At 51.1% G+C, this 12679-nt stretch carries 12 protein-coding genes; 8 read left to right on the plus strand and 4 right to left on the minus strand.

The genetic code is table 11. From position 1 onward, the window contains the following. The first annotated feature begins 38 nt into the window (after positions 1-38). Positions 39-704 carry an iron-sulfur cluster repair protein YtfE gene (gene ytfE / locus IEV89_RS17370; RefSeq protein ID WP_188474778.1) on the plus strand — a complete coding sequence of 222 codons (666 nt, stop codon included), beginning with the start codon at positions 39-41 and terminating at the stop codon, positions 702-704. Between the two features lie 212 nt (positions 705-916). On the opposite strand, the gene IEV89_RS17375 is transcribed toward ytfE, so the two are convergent. Together IEV89_RS17375 and IEV89_RS17380 are read right to left on the minus strand one after the other, a co-directional pair. Next, positions 917-1729 (minus strand): siderophore-interacting protein, encoded by an 813-nt coding sequence (locus IEV89_RS17375; RefSeq protein ID WP_188474779.1) that lies wholly within the window; start codon positions 1727-1729, stop codon positions 917-919. A gap of 90 nt (positions 1730-1819) precedes the next feature. After that, a complete protein-coding gene (locus IEV89_RS17380) occupies positions 1820-2431 on the minus strand; it encodes a TetR/AcrR family transcriptional regulator (protein ID WP_188474780.1) in 612 nt (203 codons plus the stop codon). A 320-nt stretch (positions 2432-2751) separates the two neighbouring features. Between IEV89_RS17380 and IEV89_RS17385 the strand changes: the two genes are divergently transcribed. From IEV89_RS17385 to IEV89_RS17405, 5 genes are read left to right on the plus strand one after another with little or no spacing between them, the layout of a single operon-like run. Continuing rightward, positions 2752-3414, plus strand: a complete 663-nt coding sequence (locus IEV89_RS17385) for a DUF3313 domain-containing protein (RefSeq protein ID WP_188474781.1) — start codon at positions 2752-2754, stop codon at positions 3412-3414. A 13-nt stretch (positions 3415-3427) separates the two neighbouring features. Next, positions 3428-4045 (plus strand): paraquat-inducible protein A, encoded by a 618-nt coding sequence (locus IEV89_RS17390; protein ID WP_188474782.1) that lies wholly within the window; start codon positions 3428-3430, stop codon positions 4043-4045. Continuing rightward, positions 4042-4665, plus strand: coding sequence for a paraquat-inducible protein A (locus IEV89_RS17395; protein ID WP_188474783.1), 624 nt, complete (start codon positions 4042-4044; stop codon positions 4663-4665). The genes IEV89_RS17390 and IEV89_RS17395 overlap by 4 nt, the downstream gene beginning before the upstream one ends. Continuing rightward, a complete protein-coding gene (locus tag IEV89_RS17400; protein ID WP_188474784.1) occupies positions 4658-6253 on the plus strand; it encodes a PqiB family protein in 1596 nt (531 codons plus the stop codon). Before IEV89_RS17395 ends, IEV89_RS17400 begins: the two co-directional genes overlap by 8 nt. Further along, positions 6250-6840 (plus strand): PqiC family protein, encoded by a 591-nt coding sequence (locus IEV89_RS17405; protein ID WP_188474785.1) that lies wholly within the window; start codon positions 6250-6252, stop codon positions 6838-6840. The genes IEV89_RS17400 and IEV89_RS17405 overlap by 4 nt, the downstream gene beginning before the upstream one ends. A gap of 93 nt (positions 6841-6933) precedes the next feature. On the opposite strand, the gene IEV89_RS17410 is transcribed toward IEV89_RS17405, so the two are convergent. Beyond that, complete coding sequence (locus IEV89_RS17410; protein WP_188474786.1) at positions 6934-8496, minus strand: putative bifunctional diguanylate cyclase/phosphodiesterase; 1563 nt, start codon at positions 8494-8496, stop codon at positions 6934-6936. A gap of 651 nt (positions 8497-9147) precedes the next feature. On the opposite strand from IEV89_RS17410, the gene IEV89_RS17415 reads away from it, so the two are divergent. Together IEV89_RS17415 and IEV89_RS17420 are read left to right on the plus strand one after the other, a co-directional pair. After that, on the plus strand, positions 9148-10626 hold the full coding sequence (locus IEV89_RS17415) for a SulP family inorganic anion transporter (protein WP_188474787.1): 1479 nt from the start codon (positions 9148-9150) through the stop codon (positions 10624-10626). An 18-nt stretch (positions 10627-10644) separates the two neighbouring features. Further along, positions 10645-11472, plus strand: coding sequence for a universal stress protein (locus IEV89_RS17420; protein ID WP_188474788.1), 828 nt, complete (start codon positions 10645-10647; stop codon positions 11470-11472). Positions 11473-11573: 101 nt separating this feature from the next. On the opposite strand, the gene IEV89_RS17425 is transcribed toward IEV89_RS17420, so the two are convergent. Further along, on the minus strand, positions 11574-12644 hold the full coding sequence (locus IEV89_RS17425; protein ID WP_188474789.1) for a LacI family DNA-binding transcriptional regulator: 1071 nt from the start codon (positions 12642-12644) through the stop codon (positions 11574-11576). Positions 12645-12679: the final 35 nt, after the last annotated feature.

The raw sequence follows: 12679 nt of genomic DNA on the forward strand, positions 1-12679 counted from the left end.
TACATGTTATAGGATTATTCATTTAATGAGGATTTATCATGACCTATCGCGACCAACCTCTTGGTGTTCTGGCTGTTGATATACCCCGCGCTACACGTTTATTCCGTCAGTACGATCTCGATTTTTGCTGCGGGGGAAAACAAACCTTGCTCCGTGCTGTCACTAAAAAAGATCTGGATATTGATGTGATTGAGCAGCAAATTGCTGAGATTGCAGCACAGCCAGAGACGTCTGCCAACTGGCAAACCGCCCCACTGGCTGACCTGATTGATTTTATCATCCCGCGCTTTCACGACCGCCACCGCAAAGAATTGCCTGAACTGGTGCTAATGGCAGAAAAAGTCGAACGCGTGCATGCTGACAAAGCCCCCTGCCCGCATGGCCTGGCGGTGCAGTTGCAACGGATCCTCGATGAGCTAAGCAGTCACATGATGAAAGAAGAGCAGATTCTGTTCCCGATGATCCGAGCGGGTATGGGCAGTCATGCCAGCGGTCCGATTTCTGTGATGGAAAGCGAACATGAAAGCGCTGGCAAAATTCTGGAAGAAATCCAACGCCTGACCAATAACGTGACGCCACCAGAAGGCGCGTGTGTTACCTGGCGCGCGCTGTATGCCGGAATCAACGAGTTCATCACCGATTTAATGGAACACATTCATCTGGAAAATAACCTGCTATTCCCTCGAGCACTGCGTGGGGTATAAGGGTAGTGCAACGTGTTCGGCAACCCTCGCGACAGGAAAGCAATAATCGCGCTTTGCATTTCAGGTATGCGGCGATTATTGGGTGATATTGCCAGCGAATGCAGCCGTTCTATCGCCCTACCCAACCATTCCTCATGTTGTATGGTATGAGCGATTCTGTACCCTCGGCGTGCACATAACTCTTCTTTCGCGCCGATGTTTGCTCATTAACATCACTTATGATGCCAGTAAGCGACACAGCGCACATACGCAGGATCCAGGCCTTTGGTTACCGTGAAATAATCTTGCAAACCTTTCACAAGCTTGCCTTCGCCCGTTGCCCAAATGTAGTAATCACTTTCCGGGAGAGGCAAGCTTTTCACCTTTTGCCACACGGCATCTTTTTCCTGTTCGCCCTGCAATCCATTGCTCACCACCCACTCGATGTTGAACGCAGCGTCATCTTCTAAGTAGCGGATACAGCTGTCTTCTTTGACGTTGACCAGCACGATAATTTTAGCGGTAGAGGCTGAATTTTTCAGTTCAGCAAGACGTCGCTTCAGCGCCGGAAGGCCGGTTTCATCACACAGATAGAGCTGCCATTGATAGTCGACAGGAATCAGTAAAGAGCCGCGCGGACCACCGATAATCAGCTTGTCACCCGGTTGCACATTGTCCGCCCACTCGCTGGCGATGCCGCCGTCGTGAATATAGAAATCAATCGTCAATTCGTTGGCTTGTGCATCAAAGTGCAGCGGTGTGTATTCCCGGTTTATCGGACGCGGGCCTTCGCCCCAAAGAATGCCGCCTTCGGTGATGGTAGGCAAAGTGATCGCATCACCCGGTTTAGCCGGGAAAAACAACTTAATGTGATCGTCAAAGCCCCGGGAATTGAAGCCTTTAAGATCTTCGCCGCTAAGAACAATTCGCTTAAAACAACCGGCAATATTTTCGCTGCCCTTAACAGTAAGATCGCGGAAAGTGAGCGCATTATTCACCCGAACAGCCAGTTTGGCAGCAGGGGATTCTGTACGATGTTGTGCCATCTTTTTTTCTCTTTCAGGAAAGGAGTTACTATGAAAGAGATATCTTAAACAACCCTGAAAAAGTAATCACAAACATTCAATAACATTTCTCTACCGCATGCCGCCACGCAGGAACATCTCCACGGCGTTATTAACCATCTGACGGATCTCTGGGAGATCCATCGGTGCAGGGTTTTGCTGATAAATACGCATATTAGTTTCCGCGGTCACCAGCGCCAGAAATTGCAGCGCCCGCAGGTGCGCATCAGCCTTCGCCAGTTGCTCTTTATCCATCGAAATCGACAGAAACGCAGCCAGCGCATCGATCGATTCACTTGGGCCGGCGTCATAAAACAACATGCCGATGTCGGAATGCCCGGCTTCAGCGATCACCATGCGATATACCTCAAGCGCGGTACCATCGTTGGTAAGCACCAACAACATTCTTTCGCCGAAACGGGTCAGCACAGCTTCTAAATCGAGATGAGGGCACGGTACAGCAAGGCCATTCACCGCTTCGGAAAGATGCCCAGTGCTGAAAGCCTTGACCACCGCCACCAGAAGCGATTCTTTCGATGGAAAATAGTTGTAAAGTGTGGCTTTGGAACCGCCCAGGCGTCTGGCCAACTCATTCATTGAAGCCCGTTCATAACCCATTTCTTTAAACAGTGCAGCGGCAGCAGCAACGATCGCTTCCCGCCGAGCTTCGGTACGAACCTTCATTCTAACTCCTGATTAACATTTTTGGCTCCGGCAGCCAGCATAAAAAATATCATCCGGCGATAAACTGTACCGTACAGTTCTTGTGTATATCCACTCTAACCGTGGGTTTGTGGGTTGTAAAGGATGCCTCTGGTGCTGCTCATTTGACTCCACAGTAGATTATCGGTGTACGTATTTCCTGCATAAATGAACCAAGGTGTACATTTCCTTGACATGCTAAAAGTCTTACTTCATAAATATACCGTACCGTACCGTACCGTACGGTTTCAAATAAAAACAAACCGACGACCCGCTGATATTTTCTACATAAGGTAAGACACATGTCTGTATTAACGAACCGTCACTTTCTTTTCTCATTGATTTTATTTGTTTTTTTATCTGGATGCACGAGTACTCAACCCGTGCCCTACACTGGAGTCGCTTCTTCCTCTCAAATGAAACCGGATACTCAGGATGATTCAGGACATATCGCTTACAGCTATAACGTCCCGATCGACTGGAATAAATACTCCCGCACGATCATGGATCCGGTAGTGATTTATCAGGGAACCGATGCGCAGTTTGACGATGTGTCTCCCGGGCAAAAGCAACAACTGGCGAACTATATGCAACAGCAATTCGGCAAAACTGTTGGCGAGCGTTTTCCGCTCACCAACAAAATCACGCCCGGCACATTGCGTATTCGCCTGACGCTCACCGGGGCCGAAACTACCACACCAGTCATTGGGGGATTGTCCAGGTTTGATCTGGTGGGCGGGCCGTACAACATCGTGCAGTCCATCCGTGGCAAACAGGGCTCATTTACCGGGTCAGTAAGTTATGCGGTGGAGATTTACGATGCCACGACCAACCAGTTACTTAAAGCCTATATCTCTAAGCAGTACCCAAACTCGCTAAATATCGGTGTCAACTGGGGCGCGCTGAGTGCGGCAGAAACCGGCCTGGATAAAGGCGCAGAACAGTTGCAAGAACAGCTGAAATAAGCAGGACTCCGCGATGAAAATCTATCCGCAGCAGATGATTTGCAAACACTGTGACAGTCTGTATACCCGAAAAAACGTGCAACCCGGTGAGACGGCGCATTGTCAGCGCTGTCACGCAGTGCTGTACCGGGGAAGCTGGCTGAGTCTGGAACAATGGTTGGCCTTAACCGTAACAGCGGGACTGTTTTTTATCATCGCCAACCTGTTTCCTGTACTGCAAATCCAGTTCCACGGACAATCGCAGGCAGCGACATTAGCAGAAACCGCCATGGCGCTGGCACACAGCTACGCCTCGCCGCTGGCCATTCCGGTAGCACTGCTGATCATCGTCTGCCCTTGTCTGCAAATCCTGCTGCTGGGTTGGGTGCTCTATCATGCCTGCCGGAAAAGAGCTGCGCCGGGGTTTGCCACCGCGATGCGGCTTTTAGCCGGGCTGGCGCCGTGGAGCATGGCCGAGGTGGCACTGCTGGGCATTTTGATCGCCGCCATCAAACTTTCCGGTCTGGTGCAAATCACCACTGGTCCCGGCACCTGGGCGCTGCTCGGTTTTTGTATGCTATTGCCGGTGATTAACCATCAAGATTTCCACTCGCTATGGATGTTGAAAACCTTGAAAGAGAGATCCAGATGATGCAGGTCAAACAGGCGTTATCTCAGGGGGTTGTGCGTTGTCATGTCTGCGGACTGGTCTGTGAACATGTGGCGGGAGTGCATGATTTACCCTGCCCACGCTGCCACGCCGCACTGCATCCGCGCATACCGGACAGCCTGAGCCAAACCTGGGCGCTGCTGCTGACCGGGCTGCTGCTGTATCTGCCCGCCAATTTATTACCCGTGATGTACAACAGCTACGCAGGCCACGGCAGCGAAAGTACCATCATCGGTGGCATCGCCAGCTTTTGGTCGTCCGGATCTCAAGGTATCGCCGTGGTGATTTTCATCGCCAGCGTCGTGGTGCCATGTGCCAAGTTTGGGATCCTGAGTTGGCTACTGATCGCCACAAAAAGGCGCGATGTTTCCGGCCGAGTCGGACGTTCACGCCTGTTTCGCCTGACTGAACATATCGGTTACTGGTCAATGCTCGATGTCATGGTCGTTGCGCTGATCTCCGCGCTGGTGCAGTTCCCCGGTTTCAGTACCGCCGAACCACGCATCGGCATTGTTTTTTTTGGGGCAGTAGTGATTTTCACCCTGCTGGCAGCAATGAAGTTCGACCCGCGTTTGCTTTGGGACAATAACAAGAATGAATAAATACGACGCACTGTCACCGGAGGTCCTTCCCCGTCACCTACGCCTTTCAATGATCTGGCTGGTGCCCGCTATCGCGGCGTTGATCGGCCTGTCTTTGCTGATTCAGCTATGGGCCGCCTCAGGACCGGAAATTTCCATTACCTTTCAGACCGCCAGCGGATTACAAGCCGGTAAAACCGAAGTGAAATACAAAGACGTCACCATCGGATTGGTGAAATCCATCGTCTTAAGCCCCGGTAGCCAACACGTACTGGTGACCGTTTCACTGATGAAAAATGCGGAGGATCTGGCAAGAACGGACACCCGTTTTTGGGTGGTGCGTCCGCGTATTGGCCTGGGCGGCGTATCGGGGATCGACACTCTAATTTCCGGCGCATACATCAGTCTGGATACCGGGGCGTCTGAAAAATACGGGTCTACTTTTAAGGGACTAGAAACACCTCCCACCGTGATTAACGGCATGCCCGGTAAACAATTTGAAGTGCTGGCCGACGACCTCGGTTCGCTGGATATCGGCTCGGCGGTGTACTACCGAAGGATACCGGTCGGCCGTGTTTCTTCCTATGCGCTGCGCCCTGATGGCCAAGGCGTCAGTGTGAATATTTTCATCGACGCACCTTACGATCTGTTTGTCACCCCCGCCAGCCGTTTCTGGAATGCCAGCGGCATAGATTTATCGCTGAATTCAGAAGGCTTACAGCTGAAAACACAAACTATGGCCTCAGTCATTACTGGCGGTATTGCGTTCGCCAATCCTCCCACGATCAACGCCAATCAATCCGCCCCCAGCCACAGCGCCTTTAAGCTGGCCGACGATCAGACCTCCGCAATGGCACCGCTGGACGGCACACCGCAAATTCTTCAGTTGCGTTTTCAGCAGTCGCTGCGCGGGATGCAAATCGGCGCACCCGTTGAGTTTTCGAGCGTCAAACTCGGCAAAGTCACGGCAATTGCTCTGGATTTCGAACCTTCTGGTTCGCGGTTTATTTCGTTGGTTACCATTGAGATTTACCCGAACCGTTTAGGCAGCGTGCTGGAGAAATTTCCGAAGCCTGAGAAAGAGGGTCAGAAGCAGGCTGCCGGTATCCTGCGTGACCTCGTACAACACGGCCTGCGGGCACAGGCGCGTGCTGGCAATCTGCTCACCGGACAACTGTATATTTCCCTCGATTTTGTCCCCAACGCGGCACCGGCTCCCTTCGACCTCAACGCACGCCCTTTGCGCATTCCCACGCTGAACAGTGGCTTTGAACACCTACAGGAACAGGTCGCGACGCTGATCGGCAAAGTATCGAAAATGCCAATTGAGTCGATCGGTAACAACCTCAACGCCACGCTGGGGAATCTCAATCAGACGCTGATTCAGGTGAATGGCCAGGTCTTGCCGCAAACTACCCAAACCTTACGCCAACTGGATAAGACGATGGGCAGCGCGCAGAACCTACTCGCAGCGGACTCTCCGCTGTTGCAAACCCTGACCGAACTCCAGCGCACGCTGTATTCCCTGCGCACGCTTACCGGATTACTTACCCGCCAGCCACAGGCGCTGCTGACCGGCAGAAATGAACACTATAAGGAACAACCATGAACCTCACCGCTTTCATCAACACTGCCTGCTCTTTGCTGTTGTTAAGCGGTTGTGCCTCATCCACGCCGCACTATTACACGCTGGTTAATGCATCGGAGAGCACGCCGCCCATCTTGGTTGCTGCGCCATTTGTGATCCGGTTGCATCCGGTATCCATCCCTGAACAATTAAATCAGCCACAGCTGGTGGTCCGTAGAGACAATGGTGAAATCGTCATGCCCGACAACGCCCTTTGGGCGTCACCGTTGCCGGAAGAAATGCGCAGCGCACTCTCAGAGCAGTTAGAACGCGCGCTGAATACCGTCGAAATCACAGGACTGACCCCGACGCAGGACAAACCCGTGGTCGGTATTAGCATGGCGGTTCAGCGGTTCGATGCGTGGCCGGAGCGTCGTGCAAGCATGGAAGTCACCTGGCGGTTGAGTTTTGAGGCAGGCACCGCAGAAGAATTGTTACTCACCTGTCGGGCGCAACATCAACAGGCGACGCGCGGCGGTATTCCGGGACTCGTGGCCACGCAGCAAGCGCTGATGCATGAGGTCGCGCAAGATATTGCAACATCGATAAAACAACACAGGTGTGTTTGACAAGCTCACGTTTACGCACAATGCCCTGAGCTTCATAAAAACCATCAGAATAAAGGGGCATTCTGCTTTTATCGATAAAGCCTCACCGTGCTTTTAGTTCGTTTTCTCGATTTTGGGCAAAAAAGTCACCTCGGCATGCAAGGGCACAACGTTTTGCCGGCTGGCTTTGGGCGCAGGCTTGCCGAGCAAATAACCTTGCCCGGTATCACACCCCAATTCCTTCAGACGCATTAGCTGACTGACGTGTTCAATGCCTTCAGCCGTCACCTTCACCTCAAGGGCGCTGGCAAGTGAAATGATTGCGCGCACAATTTTGTCTTGCTTGTCATTATGCAGAAAAGTGTCGATGAAACTTTTATCGATTTTTAGTCTGTCAAAAGGGAAGTTACACAACTGGGATAAGCTGGAATAGCCTGTGCCGAAGTCGTCAAGAGCAATTTTAATCCCCTCATCGCTGAGCTTCTTAAGTGTATACCTGGCAGCATTAGCATCCAAAAACAGCGCACTTTCCGTGATTTCAACCTCCAGGCGATCCGATGGAAACCCCACCTCATCCAATATGCTGACAATTCTTGCACTCAGTCTCTTGTCACACAGTTGCGTGGGCGAAATGTTAAAAGAAAGGAAAGTATGGGCTGGCCATTCAAGGGCATCCAGACAGGCCCGGCGTAACAACTGTTCGGTTAGCTCCGTGATCGCGCCTGTTTCTTCCGCCAGCGGGATGAACTGAGTGGGCGAAATAAATTTTCCTGAGGCCGTCTCCCATCGTGCCAGCGATTCATAACCTACGACGTTATCGGATTTCAAGTCCACCAATGGTTGGTAATACATTGAAATAGCTCGGTTCTGTAAGGCGTGTTGAAAATCCTGTTCAAGCTGGGCTCTTGCTAAGAGTTCATCCTGCATAATGGGAGAAAATGCCTTAATCCGCCCCCTACCGAGCTTTTTAGCCACGTGCATAGCACAATCGGATTTCTGAATGACTTTTTTGGGATCAATAGCGTCTTCGGGGCACTGCGCAATGCCAATATTGGCGGCAATACTAATGGAAATTCCATTGATGTAGATCGGGGCGCAAATGCTTCTCAAAATGCGGGCAGAAAGCGCAAGCAGGTCGGTATTACCTTTGTTAAGCTTTATAATCAGGAAATCATCGGCTCTAAGCTTGTAAACATGGCCGGGAAACAAGTAGAGAAGTCGCTGGGCTACCCGTTTTAATACTTCATTACTGTTGTCATAACCGAGGAGTTCATTGATGTCCCTAAATGTGTTGATTTCTATAGTAAAGATGGCGTAATTACTTTCACTGCCGTTCTCCAGCCTACGTGAAATAAACGAATCCAACATATTATAGTTAGGAAGCATGGTGATGGGGTCATGGGTCGAGATCCAGTGCACATTTTTTTCTGCTTCAACGCGTCTTGCTATCTCTTTCGACATTCTGTTTATTTGAAAGAAAGAATGAATCAGACTCAACAGGCCGGTGATGATCAGTGCGACAAAGATTTCATCTACGTTAAAATGTTCATTTGATGTAAAAAGCGAAAAAAGATACTCCCTGCCGTTTAAAACAAGCGAAAGAAAATAAATAGATAAAAAAATCACTGCACCCACAAGCATCGAAACTCTGAAATAATGCCGAGATATGTTCAACATCTCACCCCTTAACATCAATACACCTTTCCGGCGTATAAATTCTTGCAAGACATTCAGCTAGTGAATAAACACATATCACGATGAAGCTCTCATTTGACCCATAACACTGTTATCGGCGCAATGTCCGTAAGGTTGAGTTTTGTTGTAGAAATTTTAGGATAACCTAAGCTTTTTGTGAAGTAAGGCATGTTCAGTCCAGCATGGTGATTCAAGCAAGCATACGTACGTGATGAAAAAATAGAATTAAATTACAATAACTTAATATTTATAACGAGCTCCTGGCTTTTGCTAAAAAACACTTTCTGCCCTGTCACTGAACGCGGGGTATACTTTACTTGATGCTGAATACAGGGTTGACCCTATTTCAGTTTTGTTTATAGTAATGGACGATTTATATTTACAACATTCGCGGCCAGCGTTGAATCAATAGCGTTCATCTGGTTTATCTGATCCCTGAAGGTGTACACCTACCGTCAAGGAGTAATAAAAACGTCCATGCGCATTACGCCACCCTGAGTTATTTATCCTCCCTATGCCGTACTGAGTGACCCTCAGCACGCGCGCGCTAGCATCCCATCTGCGGATGTACTTTGCTGTATCTAAAATTTTTAGCCTCACGGGCTGACTGAATTCCAAAACTGAGAAAATATTATGTTGCTGTCCTCGACACGTAAGGACTGGCTGGGTAACGTCCGGGGTGACGTACTCGCCGGTATTGTTGTCGCGCTCGCGCTCATTCCTGAAGCGATCGCTTTTTCCATCATCGCTGGCGTTGATCCACAAGTTGGGCTCTACTCCGCGTTTTGTATTCCCCTCGTTATGGCCTTCTTTGGTGGTCGTCCGGCCATGATCTCGTCGTCTACCGGTGCCATGGCGCTGCTGATGGTGACGTTGGTGAAAGACCATGGCTTGCAGTATCTGCTGGCAGCGTCGGTATTAACCGGGTTGTTTCAGTTGGTAGCCGGTTATCTGAAGCTGGGTAGCCTGATGCGTTATGTCTCGCGTTCCGTGGTCACCGGCTTCGTGAACGCGCTGGCTATTCTGATTTTCATGGCGCAGCTACCGGAGCTGACTAACGTTACCTGGCAGGTTTATGCTCTGACCGCCGGCGGGCTCGCCATTATCTATCTCTTTCCTTACCTTAATAAAACGATCCCCTCGCCGCTGGTCTGCATCGTGGTACTGACCGGGCTCGCTATGGGGTTACATCTGGATGTACACACCGTCGGTGATATGGGCAAGTTACCGGACAGTCTGCCGATCTTCCTGCTGCCGGATGTCCCCTTGAATCTTGGCACGCTGTTGATCATCCTGCCTTATTCTGCCGGTTTGGCCGTCGTCGGGCTGCTTGAGTCGATGATGACTGCCACCATTGTGGATGACATGACCGACACGCCAAGCGACAAAAATCGGGAGTGTAAGGCGCAAGGCATTGCCAACGTCTGTACTTCATTCATTGGCGGGATGGCCGGATGTGCCATGATCGGCCAGTCGGTCATTAACGTGAAGTCTGGCGGTCGGGGACGCCTTTCTACTCTCACCGCAGGCGTGGTATTGCTCTGCCTGATTGTTTTCTTGCGTCAATGGGTAGCACAAATTCCGATGGCGGCGCTGGTCGCGGTGATGATCATGGTCTCTATCGGTACCTTCTCCTGGCGTTCGATCACTAACCTACGAAGCCACCCGCTATCAACCAGCGTGGTAATGCTGGCGACGGTCGTCGTGGTCGTGGCTACAGATAATCTGGCGTTTGGCGTGCTAACCGGCGTGCTGATTGCCTCATTGAATTTTGCCACCAAAGTGGCCCGCTTTATGACTGTCTCATCCGACATCCAGGAATCAACGCGCACCTATACGGTGATCGGGCAGGTATTTTTCGCCTCTGCTGATCGGTTCATGAGCCACTTCGATTTCCGTGAAGCACTGGAATGCGTCGTCATCGACGTCACCTATGCGCACTTCTGGGATATTACTTCCGTCAGCGCGCTCGACAGAGTCGTGACCAAGTTCCGTCGTGAAGGGACGAATGTGGAAATACGCGGAATGAATGAAGCCACCCGAACCCTCGTTGACCGCTTCGGGGTATATGACAAACCGGAAGACGTTGAAAAACTGATGGACAGCCATTAACAGTCAGGAGAAAACAAAATGAAGAACATCGTTATTGCCTGCGTTGACGGCTCACCGTCAACCCGACCGGTTTGCGAGTATGCAGCCTGGGCGTCCCGTTTGCTGGACATTCCGCTTTCCCTGCTGCATGTCCTGGAAAAGGACACTCATCCTGCCGTATCAGATCTGACCGGGAGCATTGGTATTGACAGTCAGGCACACCTTACCCAAGCGTTGGTGAGAGTTGAAGGGGAAAGAAGCAGACTATTAATGGCGCAGGGCAAAATCATACTGAACGACTGTGCTGAAATCTTAAATCAGGCCGGTCACTCAGAGGTAACGTTGTTGCAAAAGCACGGTACGCTGGATGAAATCCTGGCAGATCTGGGGGATATTCGCCTGATGGTACTGGGTCGCCGTGGTACACAGAACCCGGTCGGTAGCCATCTGGAAAGTATTATACGTCTGCATAGAAAACCGGTTTTGATCGTGCCGGAGTCCTTCCAGCCGCCGTCAAAAGTCATGTTTGCCTATGATGGCAGTGAAGAGAGCCGCAGAAATCTGACGCGCCTGACACTCAGCCCGCTACTGAGCGGGTTGGTCTGCCACATCGTCATGGTTAAGGGCGATGCCCGTGCTCTGCAAGAGGCGCAGAAAATTCTACAAACAGCGAACATTCACGCCGAAAGCCATTTATTGGAGGGCACTTCCGTGGCCGATGCGCTCTGTCAGCATGCGAGTGATAATGGCATTAACCTCATCCTGATGGGCGCTTATGGTCACTCGTCATTACGTCGATTTTTTATCGGCAGTAACACCAGCACCATGTTGGAAAAAACGCCATTTCCACTATTAATGCTGAGATAATACATTCCCCATAGATGGCTCTGCTGTCAAGGCAGGCCATCTCTCATCAATGGGGTGATGAAACAGGGGCATAACGATGTTGAGTGACAAGGTTTCACCGCTCACTGGCCACGCAACTGCGCAGCTAGCTTATCCAACTGATCAGCAATCTTATTAAGATCTTTGTCCTGCTCTCCCCGCGCGCGGGTTGAGTTACGCACGACCAGCTTTGCCGGTAAGATTTTGGATGCCGTTACGTCATTTTTCGTCGCCAGTAATCGTTCTACGGCTTCTTTACTCTGCAAATCGAGGTCCAACGAGACGGTAGTCAACGCCGGATGGAAAAATGCGCTGTCGTAGGTGTCATCATAGCCAATGATCGAAACCTGCTGCGGGATGGCCACGTTGTGCTGATGCAGTGCACTGATCACCCCGAGCGCCATCTGGTCATTCCCCACCAACATCGCGGTGAACTGCGGCGTCTCACGCAGCATTTGCAGCGCGTTGTAGTAACCGCTTTGCGCACTCCAGTCGCCGTGGACCACTGTTATCGCCTGCAATCCTTTCTCCATCAAGGTTTCTTGCCAACTTTGCAGGCGCAGACGTGATGACACAGAATCCTCCGGCCCCGCCAGTAATGCAAATTCACGATGACCTAACTCCAGCAGATATTCCACGCTGGCGCGTGAGCCGTCGGCCGGATTAAAGCAGACGTTAAACACCGTACTGGTCGGGTCGACGTCGAGGAACAGGCACAGAATGTCGTGGTTGTTCTCGTAAATCTGCTCCGCCTCGGCGCTTTCCAGCGGGATATTGATGATCACGCGATCCACCCGCTGGGATTTCAGTTCGTTGATGGAATCCTGAATGCTCTGATTTACATCCTCGTCAATCATCGAAATCAGCACCTGATAACCGGCCTGATGGGCATATTTTTTGACGGACGCCGCGATCTGCGAAGGCGCATGGAGCGCCAGTGAGGTGGTCACCAGCCCGAGAGTGAAACTCTGCTTACCCACCAGCTGTTGTGCCAGACGGTTCGGCACATAACGCAGAACACTAATCGCCTGTTCAACTTTCAAGCGGGTGGCGTCAGAAACGTTGGCGGACTTATTCAAAACCCGAGAAACCGTCTGGTAAGACACACCGGCGTAGCGGGCAACATCTTCTAACGTCGAGCTTTTCGATTTCATTCTCTTTCCCTGCCTGGAACCTGTGAACGTAGCTT

This window comes from Hafnia psychrotolerans, assembly GCF_014639435.1.
Classification (GTDB): Bacteria; Pseudomonadota; Gammaproteobacteria; order Enterobacterales; family Enterobacteriaceae; genus Ewingella; species Ewingella psychrotolerans.

Excerpts from the sequence above, each read along its gene's own strand:
- ytfE (WP_188474778.1), top strand. The coding sequence starts at position 39 with ATGACCTATCGCGACCAACCTCTTGGTGTTCTGGCTGTTGATATACCC.
- IEV89_RS17375 (WP_188474779.1), bottom strand. The coding sequence starts at position 1,729 with ATGGCACAACATCGTACAGAATCCCCTGCTGCCAAACTGGCTGTTCGG.
- IEV89_RS17380 (WP_188474780.1), bottom strand. The coding sequence starts at position 2,431 with ATGAAGGTTCGTACCGAAGCTCGGCGGGAAGCGATCGTTGCTGCTGCC.
- IEV89_RS17385 (WP_188474781.1), top strand. The coding sequence starts at position 2,752 with ATGTCTGTATTAACGAACCGTCACTTTCTTTTCTCATTGATTTTATTT.
- IEV89_RS17390 (WP_188474782.1), top strand. The coding sequence starts at position 3,428 with ATGAAAATCTATCCGCAGCAGATGATTTGCAAACACTGTGACAGTCTG.
- IEV89_RS17395 (WP_188474783.1), top strand. The coding sequence starts at position 4,042 with ATGATGCAGGTCAAACAGGCGTTATCTCAGGGGGTTGTGCGTTGTCAT.
- IEV89_RS17400 (WP_188474784.1), top strand. The coding sequence starts at position 4,658 with ATGAATAAATACGACGCACTGTCACCGGAGGTCCTTCCCCGTCACCTA.
- IEV89_RS17405 (WP_188474785.1), top strand. The coding sequence starts at position 6,250 with ATGAACCTCACCGCTTTCATCAACACTGCCTGCTCTTTGCTGTTGTTA.
- IEV89_RS17410 (WP_188474786.1), bottom strand. The coding sequence starts at position 8,496 with ATGTTGAACATATCTCGGCATTATTTCAGAGTTTCGATGCTTGTGGGT.
- IEV89_RS17415 (WP_188474787.1), top strand. The coding sequence starts at position 9,148 with ATGTTGCTGTCCTCGACACGTAAGGACTGGCTGGGTAACGTCCGGGGT.
- IEV89_RS17420 (WP_188474788.1), top strand. The coding sequence starts at position 10,645 with ATGAAGAACATCGTTATTGCCTGCGTTGACGGCTCACCGTCAACCCGA.
- IEV89_RS17425 (WP_188474789.1), bottom strand. The coding sequence starts at position 12,644 with ATGAAATCGAAAAGCTCGACGTTAGAAGATGTTGCCCGCTACGCCGGT.